We start from the raw sequence: 19,273 nt of genomic DNA, 5'->3' as shown, positions 1-19,273 counted from the left end.
CATGACGACCAGCACCGGCCCCACGGTGGTCGGCTTCCCCCGACGCACGCCGGAGGAACCGCTGCCCCTGTCCCAGTACGCGAGCCATCGCGAGCAGAACGGTCTGGTACTGTCCCACCTGCCGAACGGGGTGCCGGTCTGGCTGGTGACGCGGCACGAGGACGTGCGCGCGGTGCTGACCCACCCGAAGATCAGCGCCAATCCGGACAACGAGGGCTTCCCCAATGTCGGCGAGACGATGGGGGTGCCCAAGCAGGACCAGATCCCGGGCTGGTTCGTCGGGCTGGACTCCCCCGAGCACGACCGGTTCCGCAAGGTCCTCATCCCGGAGTTCACCGTGCGGCGCGTCCGCGAGCTGCGCCCGGCGATCGAGCGCACCGTGGACGAGCGCATCGACGCGATGCTCGCCGCGGGCGACCGGGCCGACCTGATCGGCGACTTCGCGCTGCCGGTACCGTCCCTGGTGATCTCCTCGCTGCTCGGGGTGCCGCCGGCGGACCGTGACTTCTTCGAGTCCCGCACCCGCACCCTGGTCGCCATCCGCACCTCCACCGACGAGGAGCGGGCCACCGCCACCCGGGAACTGCTGCGCTACATCAACCGTCTGATCGCCATCAAGGAGAAGTGGCCCGGCGACGACCTGATCAGTCGGCTGCTGGCCACCGGGCAGCTCACCAGCGTCGAGTTGTCGGGCGTGCTGCTGCTCCTGCTGATCGCGGGGCACGAGACCACCGCCAACAACATCGGCCTCGGTGTGGTCACCCTGCTCGCGAACCCCCAGTGGATCGGCCACGAACGGCTGGTGGAGGAACTGCTGCGGCTGCACTCGGTGGCCGACATGGTGGCGCTGCGCGTCGCGGTCGACGACGTGGAGATCGCCGGCCGGCTCATCCGCAAGGGCGAGGGCATCGTCCCGCTGCTGGCCGCCGCCAACCACGACACCGAGGTGTTCGGCTGCCCGCACGCCTTCGACCCGGAGCGCTCCGAGCGGCGGCACGTGGCGTTCGGCTACGGCGTCCACCAGTGCCTCGGCCAGAACCTGGTCCGGGTCGAGATGGAGATCGCCTACCGCAAGCTGTTCGAACGCATCCCGACGCTCGAACTGGACGTCCCACCGGACGGGCTGGCCTTCAAGTACGACGGGATCCTGTTCGGACTCCACGAGCTGCCGGTGCGCTGGTAGGCCACCGGCTCCCGGGTGCCGCCGGACGGTCCCGGCGGCACCCGGTCCCACCGCCGCCCGAGTACCCACCCCATGAGGAGCAACGAGCATGCGCGTCACCGTCGACAGAGAGCGGTGCGTCGGAGCGGGCCAGTGCGCGCTGAACGCGCCGGAGGTCTTCGACCAGGACGAGGACGGGATCGTCACCCTGCTGGTGAGGGAGCCCGAGGAGGCGGACGCGGACGGGGCCCGTGCCGCGGGCGACCTGTGCCCGTCCGGCTCGATCACCGTCCATGAGGACTGACCGCCCCCGCGGCGGGGCGGACGGCCCGGCGGGACACACGGTGTCCGCGGGCCCGGCCGCACGGGCGGCGCGGCGCGCGGCGGACACGCGTGCGGCGGCGACGGACGGAAGGACTTCCGCGGCGGGACGGTCCTGCGGGGCCGGCCCCGTCACGGGTCTCCCGGCGGGCCGCGACGGGGCCAGAGGCCCGTCACGGCCCGCCGGGAGCACAGCGGGCCGCGGCGGTCCGCGAACGGGAGGTGCGCCCGTGCGGACCGCCGCGGACCCGCCCGGCCGGCGGAGCACCGTCGGCCGCGGCATCACCGAAGGGACTCACACCGTGACCACCGCTGACGACACCGGGGCCCTGTGGCTGCGGCGCTACCACCCGGCCGACGCCGACGCGGTACGGCTGGTCTGCTTCCCGCACGCGGGCGGTTCGGCCAGCTTCTACCACCCGGTCTCGGCTCGGTTCGCCCCGGCCGCCGAGGTCCTGTCGCTGCAGTACCCCGGCCGTCAGGACCGGCGCAAGGAGCCCTGCGTGGAGGACCTCGGCCGGCTGGCCGACCTGGTCGCCGAGCAGCTGCTGGCGCTGGACGACCGGCCCAGCGTGTTCTTCGGGCACAGCATGGGCGCGGCGCTGGCCTTCGAGACGGCGTGGCGGCTGGAGCAGAAGGACGCCGGACCGCTCACCGTCATCGCCTCCGGCCGGCGCGGCCCGTCGACCACGCGTGCCGAGGAGGTGCACCTGCGGGACGACGACGGGATCGTCGCCGAGATGAAGCGGCTGAACGGCACCGCGGCGGGTGTCCTCGGCGACGAGGAGATCCTGCGCATGGCCCTGCCGGCGCTGCGCGGCGACTACCGCGCCATCGAGACGTACTCCTGCCCGCCGGAGAGGACGGTGCGCTGCGGGATCACCGTGCTCACCGGCGACGGCGACCCGCTCACCACGGTCGAGGAGGCCGAGAGCTGGCGGGAGCACACCGAAGGCCCCTTCCGGCTGCGGGTGTTCACCGGCGGCCACTTCTTCCTCACCCAGCACCTGAGCGCGGTCAACGGCGAGATCGCCGACGCCCTCGACCTGGCACGGTCCGCCCCGGCGTCCTGACGTCCGCCCGGGCGGCGCCGCCGGACGGCACCGCCCGGGCAGGTGCAGGAGTCGTGGTCGACCCACCACCGGAGAGCCCGCACACGGCCGGACCGTCACCCGCGTCCGTCACGTTCCACGTCACTTTCCGCTCACGCGCCTCCTGGACAAGGAAACGCTCATGCGCACACTGCTCGTCGACAACTACGACTCGTTCACCTACAACCTGTTCCACTACCTGTCCCGGGTCAACGGGCGGGAGCCCGAGGTGATCCGCAACGACGACCCGGCGTGGCGGCGAGGGCTCCTCGACTCCTTCGACAACGTGGTGCTCTCCCCCGGCCCCGGCACACCGCACCGGCCCGCCGACTTCGGGCTGTGCGCGGGAATCGCCGAGGAGGGCCGGCTGCCCGTGCTCGGGGTGTGCCTGGGCCACCAGGGGATGGCACTGGCCCACGGCGCCTCGGTGGGCCGCGCGCCCGAGCCGCGCCACGGCCGGACCTCCGCCGTGCGGCACGACGGCACCGGGCTGTTCGAGGGGCTGCCGCAGCCGCTGGAGGTGGTCCGCTACCACTCCCTCGCCGTGACGGACCTGCCGCCGGAGCTCGAGGCCACGGCGTGGTCGCCGGACGGGGTGCTGATGGCGTTGCGCCACCGGACGCTGCCGCTGTGGGGTGTTCAGTTCCACCCGGAGTCGATCGGCACCCGGGAGGGCCACCGACTGCTGGAGAACTTCCGCCGGCTGACCGAGCGGCACGGCCGTTCCCGCCCCGGCGGGAGCGGGCCGGCCGTCGCGCGGGGCGTTCCGGAACAGCGGCGGTCTCCCGACGCCACGGGTGCGGCCGGGCGCGCGACGGCGGGCGCGGGCCGCGGGCGGGCGGCGGCGACCGCCGGGGCCGGTGACCGGGCGGCGGACGGCGGTTCGCCCCGGCGGCTGCGGGTCCTCGTCGAACGGCTGCGCACCCGCTGGGACGCGGAGGTCGCCTTCGACTGGCTGTTCCGCACCGGCGACCACCCGTTCTGGCTGGACAGCAGCCGCCCGGGCGGACGCCTCGGACAGCTGTCCGTGATGGGGGACGCCTCCGGTCCGCTGGCCCGCGTCGCCAGGGCGGACGTGGAGGCCGGCACCGTGACCGTCACCGAGGGCGGCGCCACCCGCGTCGAACGGTCGGCCTTCCTGTCCTGGCTGGAGCGGGACCTCGCCGGACTGAGCACCGACGTGCCCGAGCTGCCCTTCGACTTCGCCCTCGGCTGGGTCGGCTGCCTCGGTTACGAACTGAAGGCGGAGTGCGACGGGGAGGCGGCGCACCGTTCCCCCGACCCCGACGCCGTCCTCGTCTTCGCCGACCGCGCCCTGGTGCTCGACCACCGTACCGACACGACCTATCTGCTGGCCCTGGCCGAGGACGGCGACGAGGAGGCGGCGCGGTCCTGGCTCGCCTCGGCCGCCGCCGCCCTGGAGACGGTGGCGGGCTGGGAACCGGAGCCCTACGAACCCCCCGCGGCCGGCGGCACCGGGCCGGTGGTGCTGCGCCACGACCGCGACGCCTACCTCAAGCTGATCGACGCCTGCCAGCAGGAGATCGCGGCCGGCGAGACCTACGAGGTGTGCCTGACCAACATGGCCGAGGCGGACACCGACCTGGACCCGTGGCAGGCGTACCGTGGTCTGCGCCGGGTGAGCCGGGCGCCGTTCGCCGCGTTCCTGCACTTCGGGCCGATGGCCGTGCTCAGCACTTCGCCCGAGCGGTTCCTGCGCATCGACCGCTACGGCGTGATGGAGTCCAAACCCATCAAGGGCACCCGGCCGCGCGGCGGCACCCCGCGGGAGGACGCACGGCTCGCCGGGGAGCTGGCGGCCTGCGAGAAGGACCGCGCCGAGAACCTGATGATCGTCGACCTGGTCCGGCACGACCTCGGCCGGTGCGCGGAGGTCGGCTCGGTCGTCGCGGACCCGGTGTTCCAGGTGGAGACGTACGAGACGGTGCACCAGCTGGTGAGCACGGTGCGGGCACGGCTGCGCCCGCACCTCAGCCCGGTCGCCGCCGTGCGCGCCGCGTTCCCCGGCGGCTCGATGACGGGCGCGCCGAAGATCCGCACCATGCAGATCATCGACCGGCTGGAGGGCGGTCCGCGCGGCGTGTACTCGGGGGCCATCGGCTACTTCTCGCTCACCGGGGCGGTGGATCTGAGCATCGTCATCCGCACGGTGGTGCTCAGCGGGAACCGGCTGCGCTACGGCGTCGGCGGCGCCGTCATCGCGCTGTCGGACCCGGCGGCGGAGTTCGAGGAGACGGCGGTGAAGGCGACGCCGCTGCTGCGGCTGCTCGGCGCCGCGTTCCCCGGACGCGTGGACCTCGCGGACGACGACGCGGCGGCCGGGGCCGCTCCGACGGAGCCGGCCGCCCGGGGGGTGTCGCAAAACGGACGGGAGGCGCTGCCCCGGTCCGGCTGACCCACGAGGGGCCGTCCCGGCGGAGCCACGGGGCTCCGCCGGGACGCCGTCGTGCCCGCGGGCGGCCGGGCGGGCGGGCGCCTGCTCCCCCCGCCCCGGCTCCGGTATGCGCACGGCGGCCCATGTCTAGGGAAAACCCGGGGTGTCGGGCAACAGCCTGGGAGGGTCCCCCCTTCGCCGGAAACGCTCGACCCCCGGGAGTGATGGTGCCCGTCCACGCTGACGACTACGTGATCGAACCGCCCGGTGCCGCCGACGGCGGGCTGGACGGCCTCACCCTGCCCGCCGTGTTCGCCGCGGCCGTGCGCGACGGGGGTGACGCGGTGGCGCTGGTGGACGGCGAACGCGCCCGGACCTGGCAGGAGTGGCGGGCCGAGGTGGACGCGCTGGCCCACGGTCTCCAGGAGGCCGGTGTCGAACCCGGCGACGTGGTCGCCCTGCACCTGCCCAACTGCTGGGAGTACGTCACGCTGCACCTGGCGGCGGCGTCGGTGGGGGCCGTCACCCTGCCCGTCCACCGGGGCAACGCCCCCGCCGACGTGCGGGCCCTGCTGGAACGGGTCGGCCCGGCGGTGCTCGCGCTGCCGTCGGACAGCCAGGACGCCGGCAGCCCGCTCGGCACGGCGGTGCTGCGGGAGGCGTTGCCGTCGCTGCGTGCCGTGCTGGTCGCCGGCGGCGACGCGACGGACGGAGCGGAGACGGTCGAGGGGCTGCTGGCGCGCTGCGCGGGCGAGCGGCCCCGGCCGGTGGAGGTGCGGCCCGACGCGCCGCTGCTGTTGCTCCCCTCCTCCGGCACCACCTCCGCGCGGCCCAAGATCTGTCTGCACGCCCACGACTCGCTGCTCACCAACTCCCGTGCGGCGACCGAGGACAGCGCCGGGCCGTACGGCGGCACCCTGATCACGGCGTGCCCGCTGACCCACTGCTTCGGGCTGCAGTCGGTGTACTCGGCGCTGTTCCGTTCCGGCCGTCAGGTGCTGCTGGGTTCGTGGGACGTGGACCGCTTCCTGGAGCTGGCGCGGTCGGAGCAGCCGAGCGTGGTGGTCGCCGTACCGGCGCAGCTGCACGACGTGGTGGCGCGGGCCCGGGAGTCGGAGTCGGGTCCGGGTTTCCGCCCGGAGCGGGTGCTGACCGCCGGCGCCGCCCTGCCCGCCGCCCTGGTGCGCGAGGTGCGGGAGACCCTGGACACCGCGCTGGTCGTGGTGTGGGGCATGTCGGAGGCCGGGAACGGCACCAGCAGTCTGGCCGGGGACCCGCCGGAGGTCGCCACGCGCAGTGTGGGGCGGCCGGTGCGGGGCGCGCAGATGCGCGTCCTCGCCGAGGACGGGCGGCCGTGCGCCCCCGGCGAGTCCGGGGAGCTGTACTACCGCAGCCCCAGCATGTTCCGCGGTTACCACGGCGAGCCGGAGCTGACCCGGTCGGTGGTGTCCGAGGACGGCTGGCTGCGCACCGGTGACCTCGCCTCGATCGACGCGGACGGTCTGGTGGTGTTCCACGGCCGCTCCGCCGAACTGATCAACGTGGGCGGGCGCAAGTTCAACGCCGTGGAGATCCAGGGCCTGCTGGCGGATCTGCCCGGCGTCGGTCCGCTGGCGGTGGTCGCCAAACCCGATCCGCGGCTCGGGGAGTACCCCTGCCTGGTGGTGACCGCGTCGCCGGACGCCGGGAACGTGTCGAGGAGCCCGGTCGGCCTCGGGGAGGTGACGGCGTTCCTGCGGGAACGCGGCGTCGCCGAGTACAAGATCCCGCTGGAGCTCGTCGTCCTGCCGGCCCTGCCGCGCACACCCGCCGGGAAGATCGACCGGCGGGCGCTGGAGCGGATCCTGGCCGACGCCGCGGCGCACCCCGAGCCGGTTCCCGCCGGCGCGCCCCGCCCGGACCCGCGCACGGCTCTCGACCTGGTCGTCGCCGCGGTCGCCGAGGTGCTCGGCACGGGGGAAGCGGACGGTACGGAACCCATCGGACCGGACGTCACGTTCCGCGCGCACGGCCTCGATTCGGTGGCCTCGGTGCGGCTGCGCAACGCGCTCGCCGAGGCCACGGGGCTTGCGCTGCCCGCCGCGGTGGCCTTCGACTTCCCGACCCCGGCCGCCCTCGCCCGGGAACTGGCCGGGCTGAACAGCCGGGACGAGGAACCGCCGCCCGGCCCGGTGCCCGGGGACGAGCCCGTGGCGATCGTGGGCATGGCCTGCCGGCTGCCCGGGGGCACCGCCTCCCCCGAGGCGCTGTGGGCGTTGCTGGCCGACGGCGTGGACGCCGTGTCCGGGTTCCCCACCGACCGCGGCTGGCGTCTGGACGCCCTCTTCGACGACGACCCGGAGCACCCGGGCACCTCCTACGCCCGCGAGGGCGGCTTCCTGCGCGACGCCGCCCACTTCGACGCCGGGTTCTTCGGCATGTCGGCACGGGAGGCGCTCGCCACCGACCCGCAGCAGCGACTGCTGCTGGAGCTCGCCTGGGAGGCCGTGGAGCGGGCCCGGATCGATCCGCTGACGCTGCGCGGCAGCCGTACCGGTGTGTTCACCGGCGCCATGTACCACGACTACGCGACGGGCGCGACCGACCCGTCCGGCGAACTGGAGGGGCTGCTCCCGGTGGGCACCTCCGCCGGTGCGCTGTCCGGGCGGATCTCGTACACCCTGGGTCTCGACGGCCCCGCCCTGACCGTGGACACGGCCTGCTCCTCGTCGCTGGTCGCGCTGCATCTGGCGTGCCGGTCACTGCGGTCCGGGGAGTCGGAGCTGGCGCTCGCCGGGGGCGTGGCGGTGATGGCGACGCCGGCGCCGTTCGTGGGCTTCTCCCGGCTGCGGGGCCTGTCCCCGGACGGCCGCTGCAAGTCCTTCGCCGAGGGCGCCGACGGGGCAGCCTGGTCGGAGGGCGCCGGCCTGCTGCTCCTGGAGCGGCTGTCCGACGCCCGGCGCAACGGTCATCCCGTGCTCGCGGTGATCCGCGGCTCGGCGGTCAACCAGGACGGCGCCTCCAACGGGCTGACCGCACCCAACGGTCCCGCCCAACGCCGGGTCATCCGAAGGGCGCTGGCCGACGCGGGACTGACCGCGGCGGACGTGGACGCCGTGGAGGCGCACGGCACCGGTACACCGCTCGGCGACCCGATCGAGGCGCAGGCGCTGCTCGACACCTACGGACGGGAGCGTCCCGAGGGGCGTCCGCTGTGGCTGGGCTCGGTCAAGTCGAACCTGGGCCACACCCAGGCGGCGGCCGGCGTGGCCGGGGTGATGAAGATGGTCCTCGCGCTGGAACACGGAATGCTGCCGCGCACCCTGCACGCGGACACCCCCAGCACCCGGGTGGACTGGTCCTCCGGCGCCGTTCGGCTGCTGAGCGAGGCACGCGAGTGGCCGGCCCGGGACGGCAGGCCCCGCCGGGCGGCCGTCTCGTCGTTCGGCATCAGCGGCACCAACGCCCATCTCGTCCTGGAGGAGGCCCCGGTCGAGGCCGAGCGGGCCGACGGGCCGACGGGCGCGGATGCGGGTGCGGGTGCGGGTGCGGCCGAGCGGGCCGTCCCGGGGGCCGGTGGGGCCGTCGTGCCGTGGCTGGTGTCGGCGCGGGACACCGCGGCGCTGCGGGGCCAGGCCCGGCGGCTGGCCGGGTACGCCGAGGCGCACCCGGAGGTGCTGGCCCGCGACATCGCCTACTCCCTCCTGACCACTCGCTCCCTGCACGGCCGTACGGCGGTGCTCACCGGCGCCGACCGGGCCGCGCTCACAGCGGCCGCCGCCGGGTTCGCCCGGGGCGACGCCGCGGGAGCGACGGGCCGGAACACGGGCGGCGGTTCCCCGGAGTCCGCGTTCGTGTTCACCGGGCAGGGCAGTCAGCGTCCCGGCATGGGCCGCGCGCTCGCCGCCGCGTTCCCGGTGTTCGACGCCGCGCTGCGGGAGGTGTGCGCGGAGCTCGATCCCCTGCTGGAGCGCCCCCTGACCTCGGTGATGTGGGCCGGACCGGACAGCGAGGAGGCCGGACTGCTGCACGGCACCGGCTACGCGCAGCCCGCCCTGTTCGCCTTCCAGGTCGCCCTGTACCGGCTGCTGGTCTCCTGGGGGGTGACGCCCGCGCGGCTGGTGGGCCACTCCGTGGGCGAGATCGCCGCCGCGCACGTGGCGGGCGTGCTGAGCCTGCCGGACGCCTGCGCCCTGGTCGCCGCGCGCGGCCGGCTGATGCAGTCGCTGCCGCCGGGCGGCGCGATGGTGGCCGTCCGCTGCTCCGAGGACGACGTGCTGCCGTGGCTGGAGGGGCGTGGCGAGGACATCGCGGTCGCCGCGGTGAACGGCCCGCGGTCGGTGGTGCTGTCGGGCGCGGAGGGTCCGCTGGCCGAACTGGCCGGTGAACTGGCCGCCGCCGGGCACAAGACACGTCGGCTGACGGTCAGCCACGCCTTCCACTCGCCGCTGATGGACCCGGTGCTCGCCGAGTTCCGGGAGACCGTGGCGGGCCTGTCCTTCGCCGGGCCCGGCCTGCCGCTGATCTCCGGCGTCACCGGCCGCCCGTTGACCGCCGAGGAGGCCCGCGATCCCGGCCACTGGGTGCGGCACGCCCGGGAGGCGGTCCGGTTCGCGGACGCGGTCGGGCTGCTCGCCGACGCGCGCACCGGCGTCTACGTCGAGGTGGGCCCGGAGGCCGCGCTCACCCCCATGGTCGACGAGTGCCTCGAGGCCCGGCTCGGGCAGCGGGAGCCGGGCGTCCGGCCGGTGGTGGAGCCGCTGCTGCGGGGCGGGGAGGACGAGGAAGGGGCCCTGCTCGCCGCCGCCGTACGGCTGCACGCGCACGGGCTGCCGGTCGACTGGCGGGCGGTGCTGCCCGGGGCCCGGACGGTGCCGCTGCCCACGTACGCCTTCCAGCACGAGTCGTACTGGCTGGCCTCGGTGCCCGCCGGGACGGTGACCGTGACGAGCCCGGAGGCCGTGGGAGCGGCGGACGCGGCGCCGGCGCTGGCCGAACGGATGGCGGGTCTGACCGAGGCGGAGGGCGAGGCCCTGGTGACGGACCTGGTGCGCGGCGAGCTGGCGGCCGTGGTCGGCGGGGAGCTGCCGCCGGACGCCGGTCCCGGGCTGGCCTTCACCGAACTGGGCGTCACCTCCGTCACCGCCGTCGAACTGCGCAACCGGCTCACCGCCGTCACCGGCGTCCGGCTGCCGCCGACCCTGGTCTTCGACCACCCCTCCCCCGCCGCGGTGGCCCGGCTGGTGTGCGACACGCTCCGGCGCTCCGGGCCGGTCCGCGCCCGGGACGCGGGCGCCCTGGTCGACGCGTTGGAGGCGCTGCTCACCTCGGGCGCCGGCCTCGACTCCGCGACGGCGGCCCGGCTGAGGACGCTGGCCGCGCGCTGGGCCCCGGCCCGCGCCGACGTCACGGCACCGGCCGGCGGGCCGCTGGACCTGGAGGGCGCCTCGGACGAGGACCTGTTCCGCCTCATGGACGGGGGCGACGACCGGTAGGCGGCGGCACGCGTCCACGCCCCGACGCCCGTCCCCGGCGGGCTGCGGCATCCACGGATGGGCCAAAGGCCGGTCCTCCGCTCCGCGCACATCCACACGTCCACCAGTGGGAGATCACCTCATGAGCGGGCTCCTCATGCCCCCCGTCACCCAGCCCGACCCCGGTTCCGGCGATCTGATGATCGAGGCGGACGCCGTCAGCAAGTCGTACGGCACGGTCCACGCCCTGGACTCGGTCAGCGTCAGCGCCCGCCGGGGCTCCGTCCTGGCCCTCCTCGGCCACAACGGAGCCGGCAAGACCACACTCGTCAACGTTCTCACCACCGCGCTGCCCCTGTCCTCGGGACGGGCCTCGGTAGCGGGGTACGACGTGACCCGCGACCCCTTCGAGATCCGTCGCCGTATCGGTCTCACCGGCCAGTTCGCGTCGGTGGACACGCAGCTCAGCGGCCGGGACAACCTCGTCCTGATCGCCCGGCTGCTCGGGGCGGGACGCCGGGCCGCCCGCTCCCGGGCCGAGGAGCTGCTGGAGCTGTTCGAGCTGACCACGGTCGCCGACCGGCGCGCGAGCGGCTACTCGGGCGGGCTGCGGCGCCGCCTCGACCTGGCCGTCTCCCTGGTCGGCGGCCCTCAGGTGATCTTCCTCGACGAACCCACCACCGGCCTGGACCCGTCCAGCCGGCTGAAGCTGTGGGAGATCGTCGAGGGCCTGGTCGAACAGGGCGCCACGGTCCTGCTGACCACGCAGTACCTGGAGGAGGCCGACCGGCTCGCCGACTCGATCGCGGTGCTCTCCGCCGGCAAGGTCGTCGCCTCCGGCACCGCGGACGAGCTCAAGGCCACGGTCGGCCGGCGCACCGTCACGCTGACGCTGGACAGCGACGACGCGCCCGCGCGGGCCGGCGCCGCGCTGCGCGGCGCCGGGTTCGCGCCGGTCGGCGGCGAGGACGGAACCCGCGGCCTCGTCGTCCCGATCGACACCACCCGGGAGATCGCGGACGTCATCCGCACGCTGGACCAGGTCGGAGTCGAGATCACCGAGCTGGCGTTCGGCGAACCGACCCTGGACGACGTGTATCTGACCCTCGCCGAGCAGCACGCCCGGATCCCGGCGTGACCGCCGCCCGACGCCCTCCGTGGAGGACCTCTTGACCACGCAGCTCACTCCCGCTCCGCGTCCGCACGCGCCCGCGACCGTCGCGCTCAAGACACCGGACTTCGGCGGGAGTTCGTTCGTCGCCCAGGTGCGGGTCCTCACCGGGCGGTCGCTGCGGGCGATGGCGACCGACCCGGGCATCGTGCTGTTCGGGCTGATCCAGCCCGTCGTCATCCTGTTCGTACTGACCCAGGTGTTCAGCAAGATGGGCATGCCCCCGCACTTCCCGGACGGCGTCAGCTACCTCGACTTCGTGCTGCCGGCCGTCCTGGTGGACAACGCCGCCCAGTCGGCGATGCAGTCCGGGGTGGGCCTCGTGGAGGACCTGCGCAACGGCGTGGTCGCCAGGCTGCGTTCGCTGCCGGTGCACCCCGGAGCCCTGCTGGTCGCGCGCAGTCTCGTGGGACTGGTGCGCAGCGCCGTGCAGATCCTCGTGATCATGGTGCTGGCGATGACGGTCCTGGGCTACTCCCCCAACGGGGGCGTCGCCGAACTCGCCCTGTCCGCCGGGCTGACGCTCTTCATCAGCTTCGCCCTGGGCTGGGCCTTCATCGCGGCCGGCGCCTGGCTGCGGCGTGCGGAGCCCCTGCAGAACCTCGCCCTGATCGTGATCTTCCCGCTGATGTTCGCGTCCAGCGCGTACGTGCCGGTCGCCGACCTGCCGGGCTGGCTGGCGGCCGTCGCCCACGTGAACCCGCTGACGTACGCCATCGACGCCACCCGCGCCCTCGCGCTGGACGTGCCCGGCCTCGACCACGCGATTCCCGCGCTGCTCATCGGCGCGGTGATCAGCGCGGCGGGCGCGTTCGCCGCCTTGGCCGGCTTCCGCCGGCCGCTCTGACTCCCGCGCCACTCCCCCGGGCGCGGGACCGGGCCCGTGGGCGCCTTCCGGCGCCCACGGGCCTTTCTCTCGTGCGGGCACGGGTCTTCTCCGGCCGGTACGGGCTTCTTTGCCTGTGCGGGCACGCGCCTCGTCGTGCGGCTCACGGGCCTTTGTCGTGTGGCCCCCGACCCTTGTCCGTGCGGGCCTTCGGCGCTTCTCCCCGCGGGCGCGGTGCCAGGGCCGAACGGGCGCGCCGGGGCCGTGGTCCGGGCACGGACGTCGTGGTCGGCGCGGGACGCCCCGCGGGCCGTGCCGGCCCCGCCGCCCGCGTCCCGGTCGGATGCGGCGCGCGCCCCGGGTTCGCGAGGTGTCTGTGGCGCTCTGCCCGCCGCGGTCGTCGAGCGCCCCCAAACGGGCGACTTCGGGTGTCAGGCCGACGGCGAAGCTGCCGGTCAGGGGGTTCCACGACGGCCTGCGCCCACTCCGAACGGTCATCCGGGGAACGGGAAACGGGTCGACCTCCCCGTTCTCGGGTGTGAAGCGGAGCGCGTGCGGAGTGGTCCGCCCCCGCGCGGGGCGTCCCACGGCGGCCGGTGGACCGGGAGGGGCCGCCCCGTCCGGGGACGCCCCCGGAAACGATGCCGCCCTCCCCGCCGGCGGCGGGGAGGGCGGCATCGGCGGCGCCGGGGCTTCGCCCGGCCGACGCGTTCCTAGGAGAGGCCGAGTTCGTTGTCGAGCAGGTCGAAGACCTCCTCGTCCGTGGCGGAGTCGAAGTCGAACGCGTCGTCCTTGTCGCCGAGCGCGGCGGACGCCTCCGTGCGCAGCGACTGCCACTTGCCGCGCAGCACCTCCAGCCGGGCCGCGACCTGTGCGAAGAGGTCGGCGTCCACTTCGATGCCCGAGATGCTCTTCTCCAGCCTGTCCAGCTCCGCCAGGACCGTCTCCTGCGCGCCGGCCGGGGCCGGGGCGACGCGCGCGTACAGGTGGGCGACGAGTTCGCTGGGCGTGGGGTAGTCGAACAGGAGGGTGGCCGGGAGGCGGGTGCCGGTGAGCGCGCCGAGCCGGTTGCGCAGTTCGACGGAGGTCAGCGAGTCGAAGCCGAGGTCCTGGAAGGGCCGGTCCGGTTCGACGTCGGCCGGGTCCAGGTGACCGAGGACGGTGGCGATCTGACCGCGCACCAGCTCCAGCAGTGCTTCCCGGCCCTCCGCCGGGGTGAGTGCGGACAGCCGCTGGGTGAGGTCCGCGGCGGCCGCCGCCCCGGCCGCCGTCGCGGCCGTACGGCGGGACGGCACCCGGATCAGTGACCGCAACAGCGGCGGGATCTCGCCGAGGGACCGCAGGGCCCCCAGGTCCAGCCGCACGGGCAGGACCGCGGCTCCCGCGTCGGCGGTGCGGAGCGTGTCGAACAGGGCCAGGCCCTGCTCCGGCGGCATCGGCGGCATGCCCGCCCTGGTCATCCGCGCGATGTCGGCCTCGCCGAGCTCGCCGGTCATGCCGCTGCCCCTGGTCCAGGGGCCCCAGCCGAGGGACAGTGCGGGCAGGCCCCGGTTCCGGCGGTGCCGGGCGAGGGCGTCCAGGAAGGCGTTGCCCGCCGCGTAGTTGGCCTGGCCCGCGTTGCCGAGCGTGCCGGCCACCGAGGAGAACAGCACGAACGCGTCGAGCGGGAGGTCCGCGGTCGCCTCGTGCAGGTGCCAGGCGGCGTCCGCCTTGGGCCGCAGCACGGCGGCGAGCCGCTCGGGCGTGAGGGAGTCGATCATTCCGTCGTCCAGGACGCCCGCCGCGTGGATCACGGCGCGCAGCGGCCGGTCGGCGGGCACCTCGGCGAGCAGCCGGTCGAGGGCGGCGCGGTCCGTCACGTCGCAGGCGGCCACGGTGACCCGGGCGCCCTCCGCCTCGAGTGCGGCGGCGAGTTCGCCGGCGCCGTCGGCGGCGGGGCCGCGCCGGCTGACCAGCAGCAGGCTCCGCGCGCCGTGCTCGGCCACCAGGTGGCGGGCGACGGCGGCACCGAGACCGCCGGTCCCTCCGGTGACGAGGACGGTTCCCTCGGCGTCCCAGCCGTCCGTGCCCTGCGGCTCGGGTGCGGTGACCCGGACCAGCCGGGGCACGAGCACCCGGCCCTCGCGCACCGCGAGCTGCGGTTCGTCGGAGGTGGGCGCGAGAACGGCGGACGGAAGTACCGCCGCTGTCCCCGTCGCCCTCTCCATGGCCATGTCCGTGTCCGTGGCCGGGTTCTCCAGATCCAGCAGGGTGAACCTGTCGGGGTGTTCCGCCTGGGCCGCGCGCACCAGGCCCCATACGGCGGCCGCGGCCGGGTCGGCTCCGTCGGTCGCGCCCCGGGTGACGACGACCAGGCGGGAGGCGGCGAACCGGTCGTCGGCGAGCCAGACGCCGAGCGTCTCCAGGACGTGGGCCGTCGCGGTGTGCGCGGCGCCTGCCCGGTCGGCCGGTGCGGCACCGGTGTGGACGGGCAGGAGGACGACCGGTGGTACCGGGTCCTTTGCCGCCGCGTCGGCCAGTGCCGTCAGGTCCGCGTACCTGTCGGCAGCGGCGGCGGCGCGGACGGCCGCCTCGAGGACGCCGTCGTCCGGGCCGATCAGGGCGACCCGCGCGGCCTCGTCACCGCTCCCGGCTCCGGTCGTGGATCCGGCCGCCGGTGCGTCGGGCCGTGTGCCCGCCGTCCGCTCCGGCGCCGGGACCCAGTCCAGGGCGAACAGGGAGTCCCGGTCGGCGCCCGCCGCGCCGCCGAGCTGCGCGGCGGCGAGCGGGCGGGTCACCAGGGAGGTGACGGTGGCCACGGGGGCGCCGGTGGTGTCGGCGACGGCGATCGCGAGGGTGCCGTCGTCGGCGCGGGAGAGCCGGACACGGACGGCGGAGGCGCCGACCGCGTGCAGGGACACGCCGTTCCAGGAGAACGGCACCCCGCCGCCCTGTGAGGTCCCGCCGTCCTGCGGCGAGTCGCCGTCGACGGCGGTGCCGGCCAGTGCGGTGGCGTGCAGTGCGGCGTCGAAGAGCGCCGGGTGCAGACCGTACGCGCCGCCGTCGGCGCCGTCGGGCAGGACGACCTCGGCGAACACCTCGCCGTCGCGCCGCCAGGCGGCCCGCAGTCCCCGGAACACCGGTCCGTAGGCGAAGCCGGAGTCCTCGAAGCGTTCGTACAGGCCGTCCGTGTCGAGCGGTTCGGCCTTCTCGGGCGGCCAGACGGTCGCGTCGAAGTCCGTGGCGGCCGAGGTCGCCAGTCCGGTCGCGAGGACGCCCTCGGCGTGTGTCGTCCAGGTGGCTCCGGTGTCGTCGGCGGGCCGGGAGTGGATGCCCAGGGTGCGGCGGCCCGAGTCGTCGGGGGCGCCGACGCCGACCTGGAGCCGGACGGTGCCCCGGGCGGGCAGGACCAGCGGTGCGGCGAGGGTGAGTTCCTCCACCAGCTCGCAGCCCAGGGAGTTCGCGGCGTGCACCGCCAGCTCCAGCAGGGCGGTGCCGGGGACGAGGACGGCGCCCATGACGACGTGGTCGGCGAGCCAGCCGTGCGTGCCGACCGACAGCCGTCCGGTGAACAGGTGGCCGTCGGATCCGGCGAGTTCGACCACGCCGCTGAGCAGCGGGTGGTCGGCGGGCGCCAGACCGGCGGCCTCCGCCCCCGCGCCCATGTGCGTCTCCGCGGGCCAGAAGCGGCGCCGCTGGAAGGCGTACGTGGGCAGGGCGACCCGGCGGGCGCCCCGGCCGGCGAAGAACGCGGCCCAGTCGACGGGCACGCCGTGGCCGTGCAGCCGGGCGAGGGCGTCGACCAGGGCGGTCTCGCCGGGGGTGGTGCGCCGCTGGGCGGCGACGGTCACGGCGTGCTCGGGCAGCGTCTCGCGCGCCATGGCCGAGGCGACGCCGTCGGGGCCGAGTTCCAGGAACCGGGTGACGCCCTGTTCGTGCAGGGTGTGCACCCCGTCGGCGAAGCGGACGGCCTCGCGGACGTGCCGTACCCAGTAGTCGGCGGAGCACAGCTGGTCCGCGGTGGCGAGGGCGCCGGTCAGGTTGGAGACGACGGGCAGGGCGGGCGGCCGGGGCGACAGCCGCTCCAGCACGGCCCGGAACTCCTCCAGCATCGGCTCCATCAGCGGGGAGTGGAACGCGTGCGACACCCGCAGGGCGGTCGTACGGCGGCCCTGCTCCCGGAAGACCGCGGCCACCTTCTCCACGTCCTCCGCGGCACCCGACACCACCACGGAGGCGGGGCCGTTGACGGCGGCGACACCGACGCGGCCGGTGAGGTGCGGCAGTACCTCGGCCTCGGTGGCCTGCACCGCCGCCATGGCGCCGCCGGCGGGCAGCGCCTGCATCAGCCGGCCGCGGGCGGCGACCAGCGCGCAGGCCTCCTCCAGGGTGAAGACCCCGGCCACGTGGGCGGCGGTGACCTCGCCGATGGAGTGCCCCGCCACGTACTCGGGGACGATGCCGAACGACTCGGCGAGCCGGTACAGGGCCGTGCCGAGGGCGAAGAGGGCGGCCTGGGTGTAGGCGGTGCCGTTCAGGGTGGCCTCGTCGTCGCCCCAGACGACCTCGCGCAGCGGCCGGTCCAGGTGTTCGTCCAGTCCGGCGCAGGCCGCGTCGAAGGCCTCGGCGAACACCGGGAACCGCTCGTACAGGTCCCGGCCCATGCCGAGCCGCTGCGATCCCTGCCCCGGGAAGAGGACGGCGAGCAGTCCCTCTCGGGCCGTGGTGGCCGGCTCCTCGCCCCGCGCGACCGCGCCCAGGGCCGCCAGCAGCCCGTCGCGGTCCGCGCCGACGACCGCGACGCGGTGTTCGAACGCCGCGCGGGTGGTGGCCAGCGAGTACGCGATGTCGAGCGGGCGCGGCGCGTCCGCACCGGCCGTCGCGGCCTGCTCGACGTGCGCCAGCAGGCGTTCGGCCTGGGCCCGCAGGGCGTCCTGGTCGCGCGCCGACAGCAGCCACGGTACGACCGCGGCCGGCGCCGGGGCCGCGTCGTCCGCCCCGCCGGGGACGGCGGGGGCCGTCGGCGCCGCGGCAGGCGCCTGCTCGACGATGACGTGGGCGTTGGTTCCGCTGATGCCGAAGGAGGAGACGCCGGCGCGACGCGGGCGGCCGGTGCCGGTCCACTCCCGCTGCTCGGTCAGCAGCGCGACGGACCCGGTGGTCCAGTCGACCTGGTCACTGGGGGCGTCCACGTTGAGGGTGGCGGGCAGCACGCCGTGCCGCATCGCCATCACCATCTTGATGACGCCCGCGACACCGGCGGCGGCCTGCGTGTGGCCGATGTTGGACTTCACCGAGCCGAGCCACAGGGGGCGTTCCTCGGGGCGGTCCTGGCCGTAGGTGGCGAGCAGCGCCTGGGCCTCGATCGGGTCGCCGAGCGTGGTGCCCGTGCCGTGCGCCTCGACCGCGTCGATCTGGTCGGCGGCGAGCCGCGCGTTGGCGAGGGCCTGCCGGATCACACGGCGCTGGGAGGGGCCGTTGGGGGCGGTGAGCCCGTTGCTCGCGCCGTCCTGGTTGACGGCGGAGCCCCGGACCACGGCCAGTACCTCGTGCCCGTTGCGCAGCGCGTCGGACAGCCGCTCCACCACGAGGAAGCCGGCGCCCTCGGAGAACCCGGTGCCGTCGGCCGCCGCGGCGAACGACTTGCACCGGCCGTCGGGCGCGAGCCCGCCCTGGCGGCCGAACTCGACGAACACACCGGGTGTGGCCAGCACGGTGACACCGCCGGTGACGGCGAGCGAGCAGTCGCCCTGCCGCAGTGCCTGCACCGCGAGGTGCAGCGCGACCAGGGAGGACGAGCAGGCGGTGTCGACGGAGACCGCCGGGCCCTCGAGGCCGAGCTTGTAGGCGATGCGGCCGGTGACGACGCTGCCGTTGCCGTCGCTGCCCGGGTAGTCGTGGTACATCACGCCGGCGAAGACACCGGTACGGCTGCCCTTGAGCGAGCCGGGGTCGATGCCCGCGCGTTCCAGCGCCTCCCAGGACAGTTCCAGCGCCAGCCGCTGCTGCGGGTCCATCGCCAGTGCCTCGCGGGGCGAGATGCCGAAGAACCCGGGGTCGAAGTCGGCCGCCCCGTCGAGGAAGCCGCCCTCCCGCGCGTAGTAGCCGTCGGGGTGCTTGGCCTCCGGGTCGCGCAGCATCGACAGGTCCCATCCCCGGTCCTCGGGGAACGGGGTGATGGCGTCCGCGCCGTCCGTCACCAGCCGCCACAGGTCCTCGGGCGAGGTCACTCCGCCCGGGTAGCGGCAGGCCATCCCGACGATGGCGATCGGCTCGTGCCGGGCGGCGGTGAGCCGTCGGTTGTCCCGGCGCAGCCGCGCGGTCTCCGCACGGGCGGCGCGCAGGGCGTCGGGGGCCGCGGGAGCCTCGGAGAGCTCGGCGGCCTCGACAAGGGGGACGTCCCGGGCGTCCGGGACGGCGTCGACGGTGCCGTCCGCGTCGCCGTCCAGGTCGGTGTCGTACTCCTCCCCGTCCGCGACGGCCTCGGCGTGCGCCGGCGCTCCGTCCTCGTCGGCGAGTTCGAGGAGGACGTCCATCAGACCGGCGTCGCGCAGGCGCCTGGTCGGGATCGACCGCAGCGCGCGGCGGATGCCGTCCTCTGCGCCGTCGCCGTCCGTGTCGTCGCCCGGCACCGGGTACGCGGCGGCCAGTTCGGCCTCCACGAATTCGGTGACGGCGAGGGCGTTGGGGTGGTCGAAGACCAGGGTGGCGGGGAGCCTGAGTCCGGTGAGCTGGTTGAGCTGGTTGCGCAGTTCGGTCGCGGCCAGCGAGTCGAAGCCCAGTTCCTGGAAGGCGCGGTCGGGTCCGATCGCCTCGGCCGAACCGTGCCCCAGCACGGCCGCCACCTGCGAGCGCACCAGCTGCAGCACCGCACG

General features: G+C 75.4%; 8 protein-coding genes. 7 read left to right on the top strand and 1 reads right to left on the bottom strand.

What is annotated here, in order from left to right:
* Position 1 precedes the first annotated feature (1 nt).
* The 7 genes from ADK41_RS14345 (at position 2) to ADK41_RS14315 (ending at position 12,440) form a co-directional block, all read left to right on the top strand.
* Complete coding sequence (locus tag ADK41_RS14345; protein ID WP_030826438.1) at positions 2–1,183, top strand: cytochrome P450; 1,182 nt, start codon at positions 2–4, stop codon at positions 1,181–1,183.
* 88 nt (positions 1,184–1,271) lie between these two features.
* Positions 1,272–1,466, top strand: a complete 195-nt coding sequence (locus ADK41_RS14340) for a ferredoxin (RefSeq protein WP_030826435.1) — start codon at positions 1,272–1,274, stop codon at positions 1,464–1,466.
* Positions 1,467–1,785: 319 nt separating this feature from the next.
* Positions 1,786–2,556 (top strand): thioesterase II family protein, encoded by a 771-nt coding sequence (locus ADK41_RS14335; protein WP_030826432.1) that lies wholly within the window; start codon positions 1,786–1,788, stop codon positions 2,554–2,556.
* Positions 2,557–2,716: 160 nt separating this feature from the next.
* Complete coding sequence (gene pabB / locus ADK41_RS14330; protein ID WP_030826429.1) at positions 2,717–4,990, top strand: aminodeoxychorismate synthase component I; 2,274 nt, start codon at positions 2,717–2,719, stop codon at positions 4,988–4,990.
* A gap of 203 nt (positions 4,991–5,193) precedes the next feature.
* A complete protein-coding gene (locus tag ADK41_RS14325) occupies positions 5,194–10,443 on the top strand; it encodes a type I polyketide synthase (RefSeq protein ID WP_030826427.1) in 5,250 nt (1,749 codons plus the stop codon).
* A 121-nt stretch (positions 10,444–10,564) separates the two neighbouring features.
* Complete coding sequence (locus tag ADK41_RS14320; RefSeq protein WP_030826425.1) at positions 10,565–11,560, top strand: daunorubicin resistance protein DrrA family ABC transporter ATP-binding protein; 996 nt, start codon at positions 10,565–10,567, stop codon at positions 11,558–11,560.
* 31 nt (positions 11,561–11,591) lie between these two features.
* Positions 11,592–12,440 (top strand): ABC transporter permease, encoded by an 849-nt coding sequence (locus ADK41_RS14315; protein ID WP_030826423.1) that lies wholly within the window; start codon positions 11,592–11,594, stop codon positions 12,438–12,440.
* A 692-nt stretch (positions 12,441–13,132) separates the two neighbouring features.
* Here ADK41_RS14315 and ADK41_RS14310 read toward each other — a convergent pair.
* The coding region (locus ADK41_RS14310; protein ID WP_053670248.1) for a type I polyketide synthase at positions 13,133–19,273 on the bottom strand (6,141 nt) is incomplete at its 5' end.

It is taken from the genome of Streptomyces caelestis (genome assembly GCF_001279005.1).
GTDB lineage: Bacteria > Actinomycetota > Actinomycetes > Streptomycetales > Streptomycetaceae > Streptomyces > Streptomyces heliomycini.
This window is presented reverse-complemented; position numbering and strand designations above follow the sequence as displayed.